Annotated in this window: 21 protein-coding genes; 12 read left to right on the top strand and 9 right to left on the bottom strand. The window is 46.8% G+C overall.

Going from position 1 to position 20,935, the window contains the following annotated elements:
* The first annotated feature begins 11 nt into the window (after window positions 1–11).
* From AC1XYH_RS19480 to AC1XYH_RS19450, 7 genes are read left to right on the top strand one after another with little or no spacing between them, the layout of a single operon-like run.
* Entirely contained in the window at window positions 12–1,181 is a 1,170-nt protein-coding gene (locus AC1XYH_RS19480; protein WP_483326609.1) for a hypothetical protein, read from the top strand.
* Entirely contained in the window at window positions 1,171–1,701 is a 531-nt protein-coding gene (locus tag AC1XYH_RS19475; RefSeq protein ID WP_483326608.1) for a hypothetical protein, read from the top strand. The genes AC1XYH_RS19480 and AC1XYH_RS19475 overlap by 11 nt, the downstream gene beginning before the upstream one ends.
* Entirely contained in the window at window positions 1,698–2,291 is a 594-nt protein-coding gene (locus tag AC1XYH_RS19470; protein ID WP_483326607.1) for a hypothetical protein, read from the top strand. The genes AC1XYH_RS19475 and AC1XYH_RS19470 overlap by 4 nt, the downstream gene beginning before the upstream one ends.
* 9 nt (window positions 2,292–2,300) lie before the next feature.
* Window positions 2,301–3,035, top strand: coding sequence for a hypothetical protein (locus AC1XYH_RS19465; protein WP_483326606.1), 735 nt, complete (start codon window positions 2,301–2,303; stop codon window positions 3,033–3,035).
* Window positions 3,036–3,081: 46 nt separating this feature from the next.
* Window positions 3,082–3,609 carry a hypothetical protein gene (locus tag AC1XYH_RS19460; RefSeq protein ID WP_483326605.1) on the top strand — a complete coding sequence of 176 codons (528 nt, stop codon included), beginning with the start codon at window positions 3,082–3,084 and terminating at the stop codon, window positions 3,607–3,609.
* An 8-nt stretch (window positions 3,610–3,617) separates the two neighbouring features.
* Window positions 3,618–5,753 (top strand): ATP-dependent helicase, encoded by a 2,136-nt coding sequence (locus AC1XYH_RS19455; RefSeq protein ID WP_483326604.1) that lies wholly within the window; start codon window positions 3,618–3,620, stop codon window positions 5,751–5,753.
* Window positions 5,754–5,766: 13 nt separating this feature from the next.
* The gene (locus tag AC1XYH_RS19450) at window positions 5,767–6,123 is read left to right on the top strand and encodes a histone-like nucleoid-structuring protein, MvaT/MvaU family (protein WP_483326603.1); all 357 of its coding nucleotides are present in this window, start codon (window positions 5,767–5,769) and stop codon (window positions 6,121–6,123) included.
* Window positions 6,124–6,182: 59 nt separating this feature from the next.
* Here AC1XYH_RS19450 and AC1XYH_RS19445 read toward each other — a convergent pair whose 3' ends face one another.
* From AC1XYH_RS19445 to AC1XYH_RS19420, 6 genes are read right to left on the bottom strand one after another with little or no spacing between them, the layout of a single operon-like run.
* Window positions 6,183–6,665: a PH domain-containing protein gene (locus AC1XYH_RS19445; protein ID WP_483326602.1), complete on the bottom strand. Its 483-nt coding sequence runs from the start codon at window positions 6,663–6,665 to the stop codon at window positions 6,183–6,185.
* A 3-nt stretch (window positions 6,666–6,668) separates the two neighbouring features.
* Window positions 6,669–9,368 carry a type IV secretory system conjugative DNA transfer family protein gene (locus AC1XYH_RS19440; RefSeq protein ID WP_483326601.1) on the bottom strand — a complete coding sequence of 900 codons (2,700 nt, stop codon included), beginning with the start codon at window positions 9,366–9,368 and terminating at the stop codon, window positions 6,669–6,671.
* Window positions 9,365–10,795, bottom strand: a complete 1,431-nt coding sequence (locus AC1XYH_RS19435; RefSeq protein WP_483326600.1) for a secretion/conjugation apparatus DotM-related subunit — start codon at window positions 10,793–10,795, stop codon at window positions 9,365–9,367. The genes AC1XYH_RS19440 and AC1XYH_RS19435 overlap by 4 nt, the downstream gene beginning before the upstream one ends.
* Entirely contained in the window at window positions 10,792–11,301 is a 510-nt protein-coding gene (locus tag AC1XYH_RS19430; RefSeq protein ID WP_483326599.1) for a lytic transglycosylase domain-containing protein, read from the bottom strand. The genes AC1XYH_RS19435 and AC1XYH_RS19430 overlap by 4 nt, the downstream gene beginning before the upstream one ends.
* Window positions 11,282–12,334, bottom strand: coding sequence for a hypothetical protein (locus AC1XYH_RS19425; protein WP_483326598.1), 1,053 nt, complete (start codon window positions 12,332–12,334; stop codon window positions 11,282–11,284). The genes AC1XYH_RS19430 and AC1XYH_RS19425 overlap by 20 nt, the downstream gene beginning before the upstream one ends.
* 12 nt (window positions 12,335–12,346) lie before the next feature.
* Window positions 12,347–12,958 carry a hypothetical protein gene (locus AC1XYH_RS19420; protein WP_483326597.1) on the bottom strand — a complete coding sequence of 204 codons (612 nt, stop codon included), beginning with the start codon at window positions 12,956–12,958 and terminating at the stop codon, window positions 12,347–12,349.
* Window positions 12,959–13,018: 60 nt separating this feature from the next.
* Here AC1XYH_RS19420 and AC1XYH_RS19415 point away from each other — a divergent pair, with 60 nt between their 5' ends.
* Window positions 13,019–13,708, top strand: coding sequence for a hypothetical protein (locus tag AC1XYH_RS19415; RefSeq protein WP_483326596.1), 690 nt, complete (start codon window positions 13,019–13,021; stop codon window positions 13,706–13,708).
* On the opposite strand, the gene AC1XYH_RS19410 is transcribed toward AC1XYH_RS19415, so the two are convergent.
* The gene (locus tag AC1XYH_RS19410; RefSeq protein WP_483326595.1) at window positions 13,705–15,042 is read right to left on the bottom strand and encodes a DNA primase; all 1,338 of its coding nucleotides are present in this window, start codon (window positions 15,040–15,042) and stop codon (window positions 13,705–13,707) included. The two genes, AC1XYH_RS19415 and AC1XYH_RS19410, sit on opposite strands and share 4 nt — an antisense overlap.
* 250 nt (window positions 15,043–15,292) lie before the next feature.
* Between AC1XYH_RS19410 and AC1XYH_RS19405 the strand changes: the two genes are divergently transcribed.
* The 4 genes from AC1XYH_RS19405 (at window position 15,293) to AC1XYH_RS19390 (ending at window position 19,456) form a co-directional block, all read left to right on the top strand.
* Complete coding sequence (locus AC1XYH_RS19405; protein ID WP_483326594.1) at window positions 15,293–16,186, top strand: hypothetical protein; 894 nt, start codon at window positions 15,293–15,295, stop codon at window positions 16,184–16,186.
* Window positions 16,187–16,216: 30 nt separating this feature from the next.
* Window positions 16,217–17,170 (top strand): hypothetical protein, encoded by a 954-nt coding sequence (locus AC1XYH_RS19400; protein WP_483326593.1) that lies wholly within the window; start codon window positions 16,217–16,219, stop codon window positions 17,168–17,170.
* Window positions 17,171–17,288: 118 nt separating this feature from the next.
* On the top strand, window positions 17,289–18,500 hold the full coding sequence (locus AC1XYH_RS19395) for a hypothetical protein (RefSeq protein ID WP_483326592.1): 1,212 nt from the start codon (window positions 17,289–17,291) through the stop codon (window positions 18,498–18,500).
* Window positions 18,497–19,456, top strand: coding sequence for a site-specific integrase (locus AC1XYH_RS19390; RefSeq protein WP_483326591.1), 960 nt, complete (start codon window positions 18,497–18,499; stop codon window positions 19,454–19,456). The genes AC1XYH_RS19395 and AC1XYH_RS19390 overlap by 4 nt, the downstream gene beginning before the upstream one ends.
* Before the next feature lie 6 nt (window positions 19,457–19,462).
* Here the strand turns inward: AC1XYH_RS19390 and AC1XYH_RS19385 are convergent, their stop codons facing one another.
* The gene (locus tag AC1XYH_RS19385; RefSeq protein WP_483326590.1) at window positions 19,463–20,497 is read right to left on the bottom strand and encodes a hypothetical protein; all 1,035 of its coding nucleotides are present in this window, start codon (window positions 20,495–20,497) and stop codon (window positions 19,463–19,465) included.
* Entirely contained in the window at window positions 20,494–20,802 is a 309-nt protein-coding gene (locus AC1XYH_RS19380; RefSeq protein ID WP_483326589.1) for a hypothetical protein, read from the bottom strand. Before AC1XYH_RS19380 ends, AC1XYH_RS19385 begins: the two co-directional genes overlap by 4 nt.
* Window positions 20,803–20,935: the final 133 nt, after the last annotated feature.

Genomic DNA, 20,935 nt, shown 5'->3' with positions numbered 1-20,935 from the left:
AGGGTCTATTAATGATTTATGTATCATCTAATTTACAATTAGATTCTCTTATTTCTGAAGGCGTTAAAGAGCCAATATGCCTTGGTGGTGAGCTTTGTTTTTTTACACATAGTAAAGAGGCAATTGATGATCTTGATGACATGGATAACGAAGAATATGTTATCCAGCCAAAACGTAAAGCAGCCAAAGGCCGTGGTAAAGGCCACCTTTATGTAGCACTTGATAAGCAAGCCGTAAGTATTGTCAATCAATACCAGGGTTTAGTATCTGTTTCGGTTGATCAATATCTGGCTTACGGTTTAGCTCAGAAAGAAAATACAATTATTATCGGCGGTGGAATAAATACATCTAGCTCTCAGGTTTATCTTGAAGTCTTAGTATTTACTGGTTTTGCATTACAAGCGACTTATGAAAAGCATTCTGATTTTAACGGCATGATGGTTGACCTCATGCTTAAGGAAATCGTAGACGCATACCCTGATCATTTAATTCAATGGTGTGATCCGCTTCCTGAGCCTCCTTTATGTGATTTGGTCGAGTTGCCTCAATTTTCAATGGCAGGCAGGGTTGTTCAGAATTCTTCTATTAAAAGAAAGATCTTTTCTAAAAAACAAGGTGTTGAAGAAAGCTGGGAACCGTTAGCTGGTGTGATGTTGAGTTTAGGGGGTTTGGCTATATTCACCGGCGTTTTAGCTTGGGCTTGGTTTGGTTTGCAGAATGAGCGTGATATTTATTATAGGGATGTTGCTGGATTTGAGGAAACTTACCAGAATTCAACGCAATCATTAGATCTGTTGCGTTACCGCGATTTTTTGTTAGGTGAGGACAATAGCAATCGTAAAGTTATCGACATGTTAGATACTCTCCTTGGCCGTGTTTCAATGCTTGATGGTGTTGTAATACATAATATTCAGGTATTTGGTTTTGATTCTGATAAAGCGGCACAGATTCAAACTCAGGGTGGTATGCAATCAGTTGGTGATTTTGTTGTTGAAATCTCATTACCTCAAGTCAATGATAGTGCGCGTGTACAAGGTGAATATGTTATTCGGGGATTAAGCGAATCCTCTGGTTTTGACTTTCGTTTAGTCTCTCATCGTGAAGAGGTAATTGCTTCTAATGAAATTGAGCGTGATTACTGGCGTTATCAGTTAATGGGGAGTAAACCGCATGCTAACTAAAAAAATGATTTCTTTAATTGTTGGTATTAGCTTTGCGTCGGCATTCATCGCTTCAATACCGTCAGCCGTGAACAATATTAATGTAATCAAAGATCGTCAACTTTCAGCCAATCAAAGATTAGCTGAATGGAAAGCAGCTTATCAGGCTTTACAACCAGTTAATGCTGTATGGGAAAGAACCTTTACTTCATCAGATAACACTAACGATCTAGTCGAGCTTTACCGTGGATTTGATCTTGAACGCTATGGTCTGATGGTTAATGCTGACACTATTTCACAAACAGGTTCTGATGTAATAAGTGTCCAAGGAGTTGATGTTGGGCTTCAGAAGCTTTGTATCGGTAGCCAGGGTAATTTCCTAACGGTTAAAGCAAATAATATCGGTCAGCTACGTCAGGGCCTAAGATCTGTTTCAGAGCGCAAAGATATTTCAATTGGTTCGGTTGCAATTGGCTTTGATAAAGATTCGAGAAAGCCTTTTGCTGAGGTTAATGATTTTTGTTTGAAGGTACGCACATGAAAATTGAAAATAGTCTCAGCTCAGAGCATTTGAACTTATTAGTATTAGCTGCGGGTGTTTTTGCATCTGTTGTTTGTTGGAATCTTATTTCAGGACGTACTGCTGAGCTTCAATATGAACCTGTATATGGCGAAGTTAATTCTTCTCCAATAGAAGGTTCGATTAGTGCGAAATTTAAAGATCTTCCTCTTGTTGAGGCTAAAACTGATGTACAAGCTGTAGAGGTCACTCAATTGAACGATATGTTGATTGAGGCTGCTTTCAGAGAGCCAGTTTTCTCAGTTCCAGCCGAGGTAGCACAAGAGCGCCTACAGTCAGAATCAGATAATGGAAACCTCTCACAAAGTCAAGTTGCAACGACTAGTCAGCTTTTTCTACTCAACTATAGACCGCTCATTGGTGGTGTAAATAAACTTGGTGCTGTTGTAAATGGTGACTTTTGGGGTTGGGGCAAATCAATCACAACTATGCCTATTCGTGACACACAAACTGAAGAGATTCTGTTCCCAAAGTTGAAAGGGCTTTCCGGTAACAATGTTATCCTCTCAGTTGCTAATGATGATCTTAGCGTAGAGTTTGAGCGATTCTAGGAGCAGTTGATGAGTGATGATCAGCTTGATCAGCGAATTGCTGATCTGGATAAGCGTTTAAGAAGACATAAAGCAGAGCATCATAATCTACAGAAGATGATTTTGAAAAAGCCTAAACCAAACGATAGTGGGTCGTCTGAATTGTTTGATGCCTATACTCAATGGAGATACGAGCATCCGACTGCGGCCAGATGGTCTGCGCGTGTATCCTGGTTGTTTTTAGTCGCGATTCTTTCTGTTTCCTTTTGGTCTGTATCATCATCATCGGTAGGTAGAGCACTTGGTCTTGAAAGCGTTAAAAACAGAATTGTTTATACTTATTATGCTGGTGTATGGGCTGCAAAGGTTGGTGATCAGGCTAATTTAGAAGTCATGAAAGCAGAATCATATCAAGGCTATATTGAGCGTGTTGTTGGTGACATGATGGTTGTTAAAATCTATTCAAATGGGCAGCAGCAGCGTCGGATAATAAAAGCAGCTAATGTTGTCGTTCAAAATCGTGGCCAATTTAAACAATGGGCTGAAGGCTTTAAGCTTAAGTCAGTACGTTTAGACTTTTATCTTGTTCTCGGCCAGGTAGGAGGTCGTGACGTATGGGCCACTGTTATTTGGTTAAACCGTGAACCGATTAATGTTCAGTTAGTTGAGCAGGATATTGGGTATCCTGAGGTTTCCCCACCTACAGCTGTAGTCAACAAGCTCTACAGCCTCTATTACTGGCGCAAAGCAATTAACGGTGACTGAAGTTGACTTTTATAATCACGAATGTTCTAGATTGGAGATTTAAAATATGATTGTTACTGGAATATTTAAAGCTCTTTGCGTCACATCAGCTTTGGGTCTGGCTTCAATGCCGGTGTTGGCTCATGCGGCGAGCTGGTACAAAGATACGTTTGGAGATTCGACTTATTCAGGGCAGATTTTATTAAATAACGGTATGGGGTCTGAATCTACTTTTGAGCGTTATGACTCATCGGCCACTGCGCCTTTGTGGGGAACATCCGTTGTTCAAAGCCCTATCGTTGTTGCATCAGCTTCTCAAATGGAACTGGATATTTCAATGATGCGTACTGGTGTGGAAGCTACTAAGTACCTATGCGATGCTGGTCAGGACTGGAACGTTACTTTATCTGTTACTAATTTTTGTGCTAATGGCGTAGCTCACGATATTTCTGGTGTCCGTTTGAGTGTTGATGACATTGATGCGACTACCTGGAAGCCTTTGATGCACGTTCATGTTGCTGGCTATGGGTGGCTTGAGGTTAGCAATAGTGATTGTGGTGTTGTAGAAGCTAAGCAATTTTGCACCGCGCCTTGACCTGATTTATGCCACTTTCTACTGAGCAGTCCGCAATTGTTGTGCATCCTATTGATAAGCATGCTGTAGTCCTCGCTGTTGCGGGCTCCGGTAAGTCATTTACGATGATTGAGCGTATCGCATACCTCATTGAAGCTAAGAGGGTCGATCCAGCACATCTCATTGCAGTGATGTTCAACAAAGCTGCTTCAGAGGAGATGTCAGATAAGCTCTCGAAACGTTTAGGTAAGCGCAATTCACCTTTATCGGTCACCTATCATCGCTTGGGTACTCTTACGCTTAAGCGGCTTGTTGCTTCAGGCTTTGCGCCTGCTTGGGAGTTTGACGCCAATCCGAATAGGGCACGGTATTTCACTGCAAAGGTGATCCAAAAAGAATGCGAAATCCGTGGTCACAAATACCCGAATCTTGTGGCTGATGCCTTTTTAGGGTTCATTGACCGCGTTAAAAGTGATCTTTTAACGCCCGGTCAGGTTTGGGCTAATGGTGATTGGCCTTCACAGTACATCTGGTTCATTGATTATTACGCTATTTTTGAGAAGGCTCGTGCGTCTGCTGAGCTGCGTTTCTTTTCAGATTTGATTTACGACCCCGTTATGATAATGAAGTCAAACACCAAAGCTGCAGCAGCTGCAGCAGATCGTTACAAGCATATTATCGTTGATGAGTACCAAGATATCTGCGAGGCCCAGCAAGCTCTAATTCGATTCACAGCGGGCTCTGTCGCGCGCGTGATGGTTGTTGGTGATGATGACCAGACGATTTATACTTGGAGGGGTGCAAAGCCGTCTTATATCCTGCGTGACTTCCTGCTCGATTTCCCCGGTGCGATTAGCTACAGGCTAACGCGAACTTGGCGTTACGGTCACTCGTTGAGCTGTGCAGCAAACTATGTAATCACAAACAATACGGATCGAGCTGATAAGCTTTGTATTTCAGGTGATCAAGCGCCAGTCACTTCCCTAACGCTTCTTATCGAGCACCCTAAGACTAATCCTGTTAAAGACACCATCAATCGTGAGATTACAGCTGGGCGCAAGCTTAACGATATTGTCTTGCTGGCCCGTGCTTACTCTCACACGGCTTCTGCTCAGTTCAGCCTTTTAGAATCATGCATTCCTTTTCGTCTAGAAGGAGGTGACAACGCTTCGGTCCTTGATAATCCGTGGATCGTCTCTCTTCTTGGTTGGATGGGCATTGCCTCTGGCCGCATTGCACCCAGGGCGTATGTTGGTGAGCCCGATATGAAGTCTATTTTTGAGCTACGCAAGATTATTCAGTGCCCACCATTTCTACAGTCATTCGAGCACTCCAAGCAGCTTTGTGCATGTGTTCTAAATGAGCCTGATCAGGGTCGCGGCTTCGCTACCTTCGCTTCATCTCACTTGAAAAAAACTGAAGGTCTTCTTTCTGAAAAACTCCATGAAAAAAGATTGCTCTGGAATAAGCTTCGCGCCCTCACGCCTAAAGCTAAGCAGGTAAACCCCTTTAAATTGTTAGACTCGATCTGTAGTCAGCTCGACATCGAGACATTAATTAAAAACTCAATGTCTAGTGCTGCTGATGCGGATGATGCCATATCTCTAGTTCTCGCATTTAAGAATTACGTTAAAGAGTTCGGTGGTTTGTCGCTTATTGGTTTCCTAAACCACATTGATGATTTACGTTCATTTTCAGATCGTGCGAAATCCTCAACTGACGCTATTCATATCACAAGCATTCATAGGTCAAAGGGACTTGAATGGCCGGTTGTTATGATGATCGGGCTCGCTCAGGGTCGGTTTCCAATGAAGATGAAGGCTCAAAAGGATAAGGTCATTTCATTTGATATGATGTCTGCACACCTTGAAGACGAGCGCCGGCTTTTTTATGTAGGGATGACGCGGGTTCGTGAAAAGCTTTTCCTTGTCTGCCCGCCAGATGATATTTTGGCTAACTGGCTTAAAGGTGGCTCTGCAGGTAGCCCGCCACTTACCGATGATGGGACACGCGCAAGCCAATTTGTATATGAATCAAATCTCTTTTTATCTAGTAATATGCACCGACAGGTGATTCGACCAAGCCCTTTAATGGCTACTGACCCTTCTATTTTTAACGATTATCTTGAGTGTCTTGGTATGACTCACAGGGCAATAAAAGCGTAACTGAGGATGAATAATGTCTCTATATCTTGAACATAGAACTAAGCTGCAAGCACTTGAAAAGCTGAAGGCCGAGCTATCCCAATTAGAGGAATCACAGGCCTTCAAGCAAGAGAAGGGTTTCACTGAGGGCCTAAAGAAACTGATGAGTGATTACGACATGACCCCTAACCAGGTTCTGTCGGTGTTGAACATCAAAAACGAGTCTGAGGTTTCAGCTAAATCTAGTCGTAGAAAGAGCGCGCCGGTGACCTATACCAACCCGAATAGCGGGGAGAAGGTTATCGCCAAAACCCGTGCTAATAAGCGTGTAAAGGCTTGGATTGCTCAGTATGGGCGTGGAGTCGTTGAAGGTTGGGCGTCCCGCGATTGAAGCGCTAATTTCAGTCTGCGCATTTGTTCGGCGCCCTTTCTGGGCGCCATCCAACATCCTTAATTTTCTTGCTTGATCCTCTCTAAAACTTCCAATCGAGCGTTACGAAACGCGACAGGATTGTTGATTGCCGCTAGTGCTACTGGCGTACCTCCCATTCCGCGAATCGTCAACGTGCCGTACCCGAGTAGCCTGCCGGCGATTGATTGATCAAGGTTTACAGACTCAACTCGGTAGTTATCGAACTCGAAGGTGTTTCGCGCGATTAGACCTGTTTTCCCGATCACACGCTTATTCGTAGCGCCAAGCTCAGTTGAGAAATAATAAATGCCTCTGACCACGAGCTGCACAAGCGATGCTGCATAGGCGAGGGCTGCAAGAACTTGGACGGGGAACAGCCCATCGAAAGCGCTCCCTGCAATGCTAATTATTAAACCGAAGCCCGCCCACATTCCGGCCCCAAGAAAAACGACCCAGTGAGGCTTAGCGATATGCTCTATGTGTTCTCCTGGAGCTAGGTTCGCACGAATGTAACTGTCCATTGATTAACCCTTTTTATTCAGTAGGGGAGCTAACAAATCTCGTGCAGTCTTGATGTCTAGGCCTGCGCTCTTGATGTCTGTTTCTGGATACACCAGCTGCTGACCAAGGAAGTCGAGACCTTGCTCAATGCTTGTCTTTGCAGACAGTTCATTGGAGTTGAATCGCATTTCGGTCTCAACGAGCGCGTCATAAGACTGCTCATATTCAACAGAGCCTGCCATCCAAGGCATGTTGTGGAGATTTCTTTCAACAGCTCTTGCCATCGAGCTTGTAGGGACCACAAGTGATTCGGTCTGAGCCGTTGCTGGCTGATTATTAGGATCTGAACCCATAACAGCTATAGCCGGTTCGCTTGCCGTGCTGCCACCGGGCTCTAAGGAGTCACTTTCGTCGAGGAACATGTTGAGCAGGCTATCGCTTGACTCAACGTCAGTTATTGCATTGTGCTCAGGCTTGTTACCCATCCCGCCTGTCCCGGCTCCGCCATCATCTCGATCATCATCTGTTGGATTGAATAGATCTTCGTCGTCGTTTGGATCGTACATAGCGAGGTTCACACGCTCGGCTGTTTTGCTTAGTTTGACCTCCGCGATACTGTCATCTTCGGACATTTTCGCGAGTAAAGCCGGTGCGTCTCGGTAGCTATTTAGTGGTGCTTCTAAAACCTTTGCTAATACACCAACAATTGAATCTGAATCGTCCAGTAAACCTAAGTCGTCGTCGTCTTCTTCTCTACCGTTTACAGATTCAAGAATCTCCATCAGACCTGCTGATTTACGGTACGCAGCTGATATCGAGTTGATGCGCAACATTGAGCTAAAGTAAGTTGTCATTTCGGACAGCATCATCCGAGTGTCGTCACTTACCATGACGGCAAGCTCTTGCCACTCTTTGATATCCGGTGCCAGCTCCATCAACTCCATCATCATATCAACGTCAGGTAAGCGGACCTTTGGCATCCGTACCGAATACCAGTGACCCAAATAACACATGGTTGGGTCTTTGTGTCTCTCCTGAATGCCGTGGTTAAAAACTTGTGTTTGGTGAATACGGCCTTGGTACATGATGAAGGCTTGGCCTAACCCTTGGCGCTTGATCGCTGTTGAATCCAGACGTTTACGCCGCTCTATGGTCACACCCTCATCGGCGTACATGGTTCCAAGGTCGCCCTTGAGGTTGAAGCGATTGCGGAACATAACTTGGGCATCGCCAGAAAATTCGATGGCAAGCTCAGTCGTCTCTTTGTCATCCAGGTACATGATCTGTTTGAAGGCAGAGTTCGCCATGATCTGTTTCGTTGTCTTTGAAATATTCTCAAGCATGCCGGGGGCATCCTGCGTCCCTGTCATTACCCCAAAACCAAGGCCCCGTGCCTGAGCGTTAATCATCTCTTGGCCTTCTACCAGCATGTACGCATTTTCATCATTCATTACCCCATAGGGGATGTCTGAGTTTGTTGGCAGGTTGTGGACGATATCGTCTGCGCTACCTTCAAATGCGGTTCCCAGACCTACGACCATGCCGTTGCGGGTGGCTGTTAAAACGATCTTGCCAAGGTTCGCTAGTTCGTCGCCTGACTTCTCCATTGATGGCAAAAGAGTCATCAGAATTCTTCCGTTCAGTACTGCGTCTTGGTAGTCAATCTCACCAAGGGCCGTCAGATAGATATGGCCGTAGGTGTCGGATAGAGATGCCAGTGAGCGCGTGAAATACGCTTGTGCGAAGCCGAACTGGCGTGAAACCTCTTCAGGCTGTTTGGATACTTCTTTGGCTTCATCGAAGCCAGGCAGCGATTCCAAATAGGCCAACATTGCATTACGCGAGCGCATTGAAATGAAGTTATTACGGTACAAGTCACAGAACTGCTTAAACCCCATGAATTTCCGTATTACAGCTGGGTCGATTTGCACCTTTGCTTGTCCGCGTAGGTCTACCAGAGCTGGCATAACCGCAGATACCAACGCAATTGCTCGCTCTGAAAAGAGCTTATTGTCGCCTTCGCTTGGTGGAAGCAACGCAATCAGGAGCTGAGTATTTGATTCGGCGGAGCCCCTTGCAAATACAGCTGCATCGTTTGAAAGGCGTTCGGCTGGGTCGCGTTTATCTGAGGTGTTACCGGTGATGTAGTTGGTAACCCTAAAGTCATCATCGCGACCAAAAATCCGGCAGAATGTTGCCATCTGAATCATGGCCTTTGGTGCAGCTTTCGCGTCCTGAAACGCTACACCTGAACCGACAGCCAAATAATTGACGATATAGCTCACAATGCTTTCGGTCTTCCCTGAGCCAGTGGTGCCGAGGATAAGGAAGTGCTGTGTCAGAGCTTTGAACGAGGCCCAGACCTCAATGCCTGTACCAATTATTCGACCGATAAAGAATGAACCGCGAGCCTTGTAGTATCCATTGCCATCACCAGGCTTTGGATCGTTAAGGTCATCCTTTTTCGCGTCCATAGGGAGGTGGATTGGTAACGTGTCAGGATTCATGCCCACGGCCATCCACAAAATGAGCTGTACAAGCATCATAGGGACGATAAAGGCTGGCTGTATCACGATAATAGGTAGCGCGATTAAGGCCCATGCTAGCGGAATCCAAGGCTTTTCAAACCAGTCCCATACTCTCTTCCAAAACGAACGGGGATCTAGAACAGTCCTAGCTTGGCTTACCTCTTGGTGCTTTTGAATGATTTCGTTCTTGCTCATGGTTCATCATCCTCAGTCGCACCGTTCTTTCGTCTTTGCGGTGTAGCAAAGGTATTTCCCAACATGCTTTGCTGGCCACCCTGATGGGTGCCGGTACGTGTTCTGCGATTAGCCCGCTCAGATTCTTTGGTTAGCAATTCGTTTGCTGCAACCACTTGCTGTTTTTGGAATTCTTCGCTGTACTCGCCAGGATCAATCCAGTGCTCTTTTGACATGGTTGTTTTCAGCGCATGAACTGCGCCGGCAACCATTGGCTTTGGTATCTTTCTACCCATTTTCACTTCTACTTGAGCGTGCGCCCACGGGCCTGCAGCCTCCCAGTAGGGAACTTGCCCACCTTGACCGCAGAGTGCGTACCACAAGGTTCGATTTACCGGCTTTAGCCAGAGAAAATTTGCATGCATCAAGCGCCCTTTTTTGCGCGCTAATGCCAAGGTGGCAGTCAGGACGTTGTTTTTATGAGCATGTAGGTAGGTGATGGATAGGATATCTTTTCGATTTCCGTATTTTTTGAGCATCTCATCGGTGCCCGTAGTATTTGCATAGTGCGGAGTGACTAGCTTGCCCTTAGCGTCTCGCTTGCCTTCACGAAAGCTAAATCCAAGCTGCTCAATCATTTTCCAAGCCTCACCTTGCTCACCACACCCTTGCGCGCAGAACGCTGCATAGAGCGCTTTCTCTAGGGGAGGTAGCTTTCCTGAGCCTGACCAGAGTTCACCTGTTTGCTGAATGAAAAGAGCGTTTGCGCGCTTCAGGCTTAACAGAACATAACGCCAGGAAGGGAGCATTAACCGCTTTTCTCTGAAGTGCTGAAGCTTTTCATCGGGCAAGAACGCCGGGATAGGCGCCATCTTGTTTTCGTCTAAGGTGTCAGCGCCTGTAACACGCTTTGTGGATGTCCATAAGAGCTGATTATCAAGCGCAAAGTCGAGGGGGAGGGTATATGTGGCCCACGGGCCTTTGTAGGGATGTGTAGCAAGCAGGTTCTTACCTTTGATGATTGCGCTTGCAGGGAAGTGCTTTGCTTGGATGTCGATTAGGTCGTACACGGATTTAATGTCACGACGATATTTAAATCTAACGACATGCCGTTTGGATCTGAAACCCACCCAGAGCATGATAGGAACAGCCAGCCATCTCAGAATGTACCCATGTATCTCCATGAGCATTATCAGAGCGCTGAGACCCTGTTCGGGAGGCTTTACAGATGGTATCGCTGCCTTGGCATTGATGAGCGTATTGATTTCGCTCTGCGTCATTAGCCAGGTCAAATGTTGATAGAAACCAAACATGTAATATGAGCTATAAAAACAGATATAGAGCAATGGGGTCTTCAGTAAGAACCACAGGCCGACAACCAGAAGAAGTGCAATGATAGGGAAGAAAAAGGCTTCGGACGCTTCATATCCGCCTGGACCCTTATTCATCGCGCAGACCCCTGACTTGCGTACAGTCGGCTAAAGGCATTTCGCAGCAGGCCTGCGTATCGTTCGTTGTGTACTGGGGTTGCAGAGTGGTATCGAGCTAATGCCTTAAGGTATGAGTCTTCATCGTTGATGCCGCTTAGAACACGCTCATTCATCACAGAGCGCTGAAGAATCCATGCGGCAACATTGGCATTGGTGCATCCATTATTACGCAGCTGTGACTCTGTGATGCCCTTCGTCCGTATCTCAGGTAGGTGCATCGAGTTGATTTGAAATGGGCCTATGTCGTAGGTGCCATTGGTATTGCCAGCGTTGTCTTTGCCTACAGTGCCGCCCTCTACCATCAGAATGGCGAACAGGACATCAGTATGAATCCCGTACCGTTGAGAGACATCTTGTAGGCATTGATAGCTTAGAGGCGTTATTGGCTCATCGGCTTGTGCTTGTGTGGCTATACCCGTCACAAACAGGCTGATTGCTACTGCTTTAAACAGGAGATTGTGCATGCTTAATTTCCAGATTTTGTTCACGGCCCGGTGCGAGAGTTCGCAGAGCGCTGAGCGCTGAGATTTCGAGGCCTTGGTAGACATTGTTGAAGTCACTGAAGACCTCATCTAAAGGACAGCCACTCAAGACAACCTCACGCTGTTGTTCTTTGCTGAGGCCCTTAACGTACCCAAGCGTCTGGCTTATGTTATTAGCCCATGAATTAGCTAGCGTTCGCCCTGCTTGATGTAGAAGGCTGACGCCAAGGTAGGCTTTCTCTTTTGCCCCAAGGTTAAATCGTTCGGTTAGGTCATTAAGCGTGCCGTGAATTACCCGATCATCAAGAAAGTCAGTGATTTCCTGAGACACAGATTCGGCGTCGGTCCTGAAGTAATTAAATGAGTGGTACTCAGCCATAACATCGGCTGTGGCCATCGTCAGTGAATTGATCAGCTGCCAATTCGGGTCGGATGGTGAGCTGTAGTACGATTCACTAATGCCCGCTGCTTTCTTACCTAAGTTGATGAGGGGCTGCAGGTATCGTGAATCACCGGGTTCTAAGATCGCACCGTTGTTCCGCTCAATAGCTGAGACTAGCAGCGTCATTATTTGACCGCTGACTTGAGATGTCAGCCAAGTTGGCGCGTCTGCAGGGCCAATGCCGTATGCCTGAATAACCTTTAGAGCATCGTTTCTGACTCTGCTAAGAACCTCTCCAACAAGAGCTTCAAATTTATCGGGCTCTGTATCTGGGTTTGTCCACTTCGAGGCCGCTGCTAATAGGGGCGAGAGAACTTTTACGCCATGACTTGCAGCTTTAATAGCGGAGTCGATTTCGTTGTAGGCATCTTGTTCCTCGCCTATCTCACTCATCGCGCTGGCTAGAAGAAGCTCGATATCACTTTTGTGGCTAGCTGCGGAGCCTGAGGGATTAGCTTTTGACGTGACCGGAATGTCACTCATCGAGCTTAGCTGGCGGTCCAGCTCATCTTCGCTAAGGCCTGATGGTGATTGCTGGCTGAGGTATAAATCAAGAGGGATACCTTTTGTCATTTTATTGCCTGCTTAGCTTGGTGACGACATGTTTAAGATGCGACTGCGGTTCAAGCTCGAATCCTTTGAGAGCGCAGCACCGGGCTTAGCTGATTCCAAGGTTTGAAAATCGAGCAGGGTAGGCCAATTTAGAATTTGGTCCTTGGTATCGCCTTGTTCTAAAGCTTCGGTAACCCAGCTGGTTTGTAGATCAGCAAAGTAAGGCTCTAGAGGGATGACGCGCTCGTTCTCGGGCAGCTGGTCCCATTCAGATGGCTTGTAGCCCAGGTTGTGCATGCCCACACAAATAGCGTGCTCTAGAGCGGCATCGAGTAGGTTGAGTGCAAGGGCCATCGGGAGCCTGCCCTGTTGAATACGCGCCTCACTACCATAAGGAGCGTCGGGCTCACTCGCGATTGTTAGTGGTAAGAAATTAACCTCGTTTGGTTTTGACGCTCCGCTAAGCTGAGCAATAGCGGTTGAATGCAGTACAAGAGCCCATAGAAGAGGGCCGCTAGCTTCCATAGCAACATCAGCGGGAATGGGTTCATCCTTGAGGCTGAACGCTAAGCAGCCCATTTCAGCCGCTCGTGATTCAAGAACATCAGTTACGTGATGCATTGCACCGTCAGAATAAGTGTTCATTAGGTTAGCCGACCTTAAATATGATTTAATAACACTATACGGGATTTTAAGGACGCATCAATGTATAAAGCGGTTTTCAAGATTTCAGGCCTAGAAGCCACCAATGTCAGTGGAATTGCCTACGTCGCCTTTAATTCGGCTTTTATAGGGTTGCTAATTGAGGGGGTTGAGGGGGAGGCTAACCTTGCAGGCATGACGGTAGTGCTTGGTTCACAGGTCATAGACACATTAGGTTCGGCTTTACCTGCAAAGATGGTCTGGTCGAGCGAAGTGGGTGGTTTTTTTCTGCACTGTTCTGGTAAAAAAGTCGGCGTTATCCTGCTAGATGAGCTGAAGGCTGCAATCATGGTTCAGCCAATCGTTGGAAGGCGATCAACGGCGTGCGAGGTTATGTTTAACGCCAGTGGATTAGCTGTTTGGCGTAAAGGGCTGCTCGATCAAAGTACCGGGACCGTTATTGCTCTGACTCAAAATGAATCTCTCTCTTACCTACCGGCTACTGTTTTCGTGACCGCCCTTAGCGCAGGTGACAGCCAGTCAAGAGAAGGAGTGATTCACTCATTAGACCTTAGCCCCGGCCAAGTGGATAAAGCGTTCGCGCTAACGCTACAACAGCTGAATTGGTTAAAAACGCAGGCAGGTTCAACTATGAATGAGCCTGAAGGGAGTGAGAGCACATTTGACGGCTTGTTAGAGCTGGGCGAGGCCGTAAAGACTTTTCTAACAAACGATATGTCGATGAATCACTAACCAATACCTAAGGCCTTTTTTATATCAACACGCGCTTGATGGTCGTATGGCGCGTTCTGCACCTTCTCTAGAGCTTGGTCAATGCTACTGCTACGCAGGAAGGGGAGCAGCTCTGAGCTAATAAGTCTGTCTTCCAGCTCGCTCTGCTTACCATGCGCTCGCGCGTATTGTGCTAATAAACCACTTGGTTTTTTGTCACTTATAACCTCAACACACAAAGCTTCAAGCTCATCAAAGCCAGGGCCGGTAAGCTGGAAATCACTGACAGTACGAGCGATATCTTTCCCGTCATCCCTATGAACTATTGCGCGTGCAGCGTGAGCAATCATCGGTGACCATTTCGATACAACTGCCTCATCCTGATGAAAGCCGAAAGATTCCTGAATGTCGCTTATAGTAAGGCCTGAGACCTTAGAAGCTCGATGTAAAAGGGTGTCCTTAAGGATTCCGCATGAGGATTCGAGGTAGGGCTTTAACCGCAGCATGTATGACGCTTTATCCTCAAGCGACAGGCAAGGGCGTCCATTTTGGCAGATATCGTCTATGAAGGAGGGGAGGTCTTTTGCCTCGCCTTTTAGTTCGTTAAAAGCTTCTAGCCCAAAGGCCTCCATGAATGTGTCTGGGTCATGGCCTTCAGGAAGGCTCATAAGGCGAATGCAAACACGAGGGTCGTAACTGTCCATGATGACAGCAATAGAACGCTCAGCAGCCTTCTGGCCCGCTGCATCGCCATCGAGGCATATCCAAATCGACTTAATGCCTTGATCAATGAGCAAGCTGATCTGTTGATGAGTAAGGGCAGTTCCCATAGGCGCGACGGCAAGCGGACAGCCATGCCTGCTAAGCGCAACAACGTCCATGTAACCTTCAACAACAACGGCATCACCTGACGATTGGATGGCGGCTTTGTTTTGGTGTAATCCGTATAGCAATTCACTTTTGTTGAATAGCTCAGTTTCTGGTGTGTTGATGTACTTTGGTGTTTTTGGGTCGTCACTAAGCGTGCGGCCACCATAACCAACCAGGTCACCATGATGATCGCGGATGGGGAAGATTAGCCGGTTCCTAAAGAAGTCCAGTAACCTGTTTGAGTGTTCAGGGGTTGTCAGTAACCCAGCATCGACTGCCGCTAAACGAATGCGGTGAGAGCTATAGTGATCAACAAGCCCGCGCCATTGATCTGGTGCATAACCGATTTCAAATTTACGGATATCGGATGAGCTTAGGCGGCGTTTGCTGACATAGGCACTAGCGGTATCGTGAGAAAGATGGCTTTGAAAATAGATGCGGCCAACCGTCAACGCTTTGCTTTGATCTTGCTGACTACCCGCCATAATTGCTCCAGTTGGTTACTTATTGATCAAGGCCCGTGAAAACCCTAGCATGGTGCATGAACGAGTTATCTACAGGTTTATTCACAGAATCTGTGGATAACGCCGTATTGAGACCTATCAAAATGAGCAAAATGCTCTAATATGTTGACGGTATAATAATATTAAATAAGGTAAAAATCTTTAAAATGTCTTGTGGTGTTGGATTTAACATGTATTATAAGAAGCATACTTCTATATCGGGGCGCAGAAAATGACAGCTAGCTATCGTGGATTAACCACTGCAGTTCTACTCTCAGCAGGAATTATTTTGGCCGGTTGTGGAGGTGATTCAGAAGCTGATTCTAAAGCGGCAACTCAAGGCAATAATTCGCCTTCCTCATCATCTGCAGCGCCAGAAACAATTCAGAAGGGTGGTGATGATCAGCTGGGTGAAGATGGCTTGCCCAAGGTTGCGCGTAACACGTCTTACTGGGTTTACCACTTTGAGCCGGTTGATCGCGCTGCGCGTGAAGAATATTCGGATATGAGCCAAGACCGGTCGGCCTTCAACATCTACCACAAGAAACGTACTTGGGCTGAGCCAGCGCTGGAGGTTGTTAGTTCAGGGTCATGTAACTGCGCTGACCTGTTTGCTGAGTCGGGCAAGAGTGCCGTCTTCATGAAGGATCGCGCTGACCAGTATCCATCTGACGATCAGGCCAAAGCACTCAAGCTTCTCGAAGATCAATTACAAGTGACACTGGATAATACAAACTATTCAGATCGTGTCTTTGAAAAACTTACTCCAGCAATCACAGTCTCATATAGCGAAGAAGAGGGCGGTTACATCTTGCCTGATGGTTTAGTGTCTTCAACTGAGCGGGTAGAAAGACCGCGAGCTTTCAACGGCAGCAAGGTTCAGCACGGATTCGTATATAAAGGTGGGTTTGATAAAATCACAGTCGAAGATCAGGACGTAAGAGCCAAGATTGATTCAACAATCGCGGCTGGTTCGCTGTCACTAGCTGTATATGGTTATGTCGAGTCTCTGTCTGGCCGTAAGCCAGGATCAATCAAGCATGATCGTTTTGTTCAAATTAAGCCTCAGCTAATTGATATGGTCGATGTTCGCACCGGCGAAACTCTGTACAGCGTAGAGCTGTAAAGGATTACGTTTCTTATTTAAGGAGATACTATGAGCGATATAAATGGGTATCCTGACAATAACTCAAATGAAGACACTTTGAGCCGGTATGGGGTCACGCTTAAAGATTTTTTTGAGTCAAAAGGTTGGGACGTAACCTCTACAGGTGGCGGTTTTTGGGGGGTTCATCTTGAGCTAGATGATATCGGGCTTGAGGTCTTCGCAATTAATGATGCTGACGAAACCTTATTGCCTGATCCAAGTGGGCCACTGTTTGCTTCGCTAAGTAAGTCAGACGGTTTGCGACTAAATAGAACAGGTCATTTCAAAAGTCTAGAAGATCTACAGCTAGCTGTTAAGGATTGGAGTGCTGATTTTCAAGATGGTTTGTTGATAGAGGTGGAGACTAGGCTTCAGGCTAACCCTAAGCAAAGTGCTCATCCAAACTTCACTTCTATAATCCCGTTACTTGAGAATCCCCTTGATCGTGAGTTGATCAATGGCATCAAAGATACGATTGATGAGATTCTTGACGGCGATGAAATCACAAATTACCAAAGCTATGAAGCTTTCTACGAGTGGATTCAAGATCAGCTTTATTATGATCGGCTAGATGTTGGAGATGATGCCAGCGACCGTTCTGAATCATTACTGCCTCATGCGTATGCTGAATTATTTCTGCAATCTATGATGACTGAAGAAGCATTCGATAAATCCTTATTTGATATCAATGTTTTGAATCCATTTGATTCGGAAAAGCTAATTCACTTACCCATCTTTATGAAGCACCTGCAGGACGTTTTTCGCGATAGCGCCTTAGCCGACATGAGCGCTGGTCGGGCTCCTGACAATATCGCTGCCTTCGACAAGGTAAATAAGATCATCAACCTTAGCGATAACGAAGAAGATCGCGAGCTTCTTATGTTCCTGGCGAATGACCTATGGGTTGGTGATAGTGTTCCGACCCCTAGCATTTTGCGAGTCAATACAGGGCCGTCGATGTAGCGCTGGTTTCAACCAAATTAAAGGGTGGCAGTGCCACCCTTATACTTTATAGTTATTACTTCCCTAAATGTCTATTTGAGGAAGTAATAAAACCCGACATGGATCAGGAGATGCATCAATGCTGATTGTTACCCGTACACGGCAGCACGTTCGTTCTCTATCGGCAGATGAGAAATCTCTGGTTCATGGGTTTTGTGATCAGAGTCTAAGTGGCAGAGATACAGAGCGTGCAAATCGACTTTTGCGGCAGATCCGACAAGAGGACAATTGGCTCGTTTGTGACTGCGTGGCGCCGGCACCGGTGATGCACGTTGCTTTGCTAGATTCAGGCAGGCTGGTGCTCAGGAACAATCCCGGCAATGACGCGCATGCACCAGGTTGCATTTGTGGCAAGTCGGTCCAAAGTGGTAACCGTACTGTACAGTACGCCAGTACACATAGTACGGTACGCTTTGACAGCAGTGATCAAATTGCGCTGCACGTTGAATTTAGCAGCACTGAGACCCTGCAAACGCCTCAGATTTCACGTAGCAGCGCGAACGCTAAAACAGGCCCCAAAAAGCCTATTTTGTCGTTATTATTGACGCTTTGTGATGACGCAAGGCTGAATGACTACAATCCAGCGCATAAATTATCAGTTTCAGAGCAGTTTGCACGAATTAGGCGGGTTTCTGAACGATACTCTCTTGCTCAAGGTATCCCTTTATCCAATGCGATGGATACCAAGATTGATATGCCGCGAATGATTCAGCTAGGTAAAAGGCTGGCCGGTTATGAGAAAGCAGCCACGCGGCCAATGGGTCTTCTATTTGACCGCGTTAATGGAGCTAAGTCACGTAAGCTCTCATTGCTTGATGGCAAGTCGATGGGGTTCTTTGGTCACGTTGAGCGATATGGCCCTATTTCCGAACCGATGCTTGCGATGGCCACCGTCACCAATCAACAGCCAGGTTCTAAGTTTTTCGAGCTGGGCCATGTAGCGTTAATCCCATCTGTGAGCGACCGCCTTCTTTTCCCGGTTGGCTCCAAAGTTGAGCGAGAGCTTGTCGCCCAACTAATCGGCTTGCTTGATTGGTTACATGGCAAGGGAGTTACCGTCACCCTGCACCGCCACCTTTTCGCTGGCGATGATCAGCCTAAGCTTCAGCTGAAAGGTCGCGGTCGAGTTTTATCTATACTATTGCGCGAAGGTGGGGTGTCCGACCCCCATCCATCGCCACCCTCCCCTGACCTTTTAACCGTTGTCAGTGCGGAAGAATTCACTTCAATAAAGCGGAAGGTCGCAGGTATTTTTATGTCGGATACTCACGCTAAAGGCGCCGATAAATGACCGATCTGCAGCTATATAAAGGCTTTGACAGTAACCTTGTCATTGACCGAGATATGATGCGCAAGGTCTATCAACGGTTTGTTGCACCACTCTCGCCCTCTTCTAGAACTACGTTTCGATACGCATTACGCCAGATTGCAAAGGGTCTTGGTCTCGATGCCATCAACCAAGATGTCGAGACTTTGCCTTGGTATCAGGTCACCGCAGATTCATTTTCAGATTTGATTTTGGGGATGCAAGGCGTGCTTGAGCCATCGACTATTCGCCTCTACATGCATGCCCTACGTGGGATATGTAGAGCGTGCTATATATCAGGGTTAATGCCGGCGTCACAGTTCATGTTGATTAAAGAAGTGAAGCTGCCTAAAGGCCAAAATCGAATTGGTCGCGGACGCTCAGTTGCACGCACCCACAGTGATGCATTGCTCAAGTGCTGTATTGAGGATGAACGTATACAGGGCATACGTGATGCTGCGTTAATCGCCGTTCTATTTGGTACAGGAATGCGAAGAGCTGAAGCAGCAAGCATTGATGTTGAGGCCATGAACCTAGACGAAGGTGAAATTAGAGTTAGAACCAAAGGCAACAACCTGGACATCAAGTATGTTCAAGCTTGGGCCATCCCGCTGATCCATGAGTGGCTGCAGGTTCGTCGCTCTGAGGGCTTATATGGGGGGGCTTTCTTCACCTCGATCCAAAAGAACGGCAAGGTTACAACGAAGCGAATTACTGGCCGTGGAATTCTTTACCTGCTTGAGCGCAGATCAAAAATGGCTGGAATCCCATTCATTGTAAGGCCTCACGATGCCCGCAGAACGATGGGCACCCAGATGATCGAAGAGCATGGCGAGCTGGTAGCACAAAGGGTGTTGAAGCATGCAAACCTAAGCACGACCCGCATCTACGATAAGCGAGATGACAGCATGGTTAAGTCAATTTTTAAGGATAAACACTGAGACAACCTATCTCATTGTTGGGTAGCTGGGTTGGCTTTGCGTTACTGGTTTTTCTGCTAAAGCACTGTCAAAGGCATCAAAGTGGACCTTGGCCTTGCTACCAACAGACGATTTGGAATTGGCCTCAATGCTGGCAAGCGTTTGATTCATTGTTTCCATCGCGCTGCGTGACGCTTGATCTTTTTTATCTGGACTGGCAACTGTCTTGTTAGCAACCTCAACCTCTTCGCCAAAAAAGTCCCGGCTAAAATCGGTATACCATTGCTCTGGCTCCCCTCCCTCCTGAACAATATTGCCCTCTTGCTGCAGTCGGAACATTAGGAAGTCAGGTGCAGAATCTTTGGCTGCAAACATCGCTGTTTCATACAGCTGTTTGTTGGCGGCAATGCGGTCTGGCTCAGCAAGCGCCATGCGTTGTGCCCGCTCTTCCAAGTAGCTTTTAGCCGCTATGCCGTCCACCATTTTTGAAATCGAGCTGGTGTGCTGCCTTAGTGTTGAATTGTAGTGATCTTGCAAACGATCCTGATAGTTGTCGTATGCGTTTTTGATTGAGTTAGCTGCAATGACATATCCGTATGGGGTCGCGCTGGCCGCAGCAATTACTAATGCTCCACTGATATCAGCGGCTAGGTAGCCTTTGTTGTACTCATTTGAAACCTCGCCCACTGCAGCTCCTACGATGGTTTTGACTCCCAGGCGGACTAACACTGCTTCAGGGGAAATCAGCATTGACACGCCAGTTGAAGCAATTTTTGAGCCCTGAACCAGCTTGTCAGTGTCATAACCCCGGCTTTCATTCAAACCGGTATCCGGGTTAGACGAATTCTCTTTGTGCATCAGGATATCCATGCCCACCTGAAAGCCTACTGAGGATGACTGATCGAGGTCTGCAGCCTGCACAGGCTGGGGTATGAATGAGCTGATTGAGATAGCCGCGATTACCGCGCTCGACAGGGCCTTAGTCAATGCGCCGCTGGTATCCCCCTTTGAAAACAAAGTGGCTGTAGTGGCTCCAAGTTCCTTTAATGACTTGATGCTCATACGGCATCAATCGAAGGTGCCGGCGCCATGCTGACGATTACGTTGCTATCACCATCTACCGCGTAGAAAGGAAGTGATAAATCGTAGGCTTGTAGTAAGGCAAGAGCCACCCCGCTTAGGGTGTGTTCAACCTCTTCATCAATCAATAGCTCTAGATCAGACCCGGATTCGCTTGATCGGTAGTGTGTGAGTAATGACCAATTCCCGATTGCAGGGACTGTGGAGCCAACGTGTACAACCAAAGCGATGGGTCTTCCTGCTTCAGAATTTAGAACCCCTACCGCGTGTTTGTTGATTTGACCCATTCAGTAACACCCTTAGTTTTTCGGCAATTATTAACTATCGAACAATAATATTATACAATCACCATGCCAATGAAAATGCTTTCCGCAGCTAATGTATTTATGGGGTCGTGAAATGATCAAAACAGTAAGATCA

Source organism: Pseudomonas sp. GW-45 (genome assembly GCF_056896675.1).
Note: the sequence above shows the minus strand (reverse complement) of the source record. Positions and strands in the feature narration are given on the sequence as shown.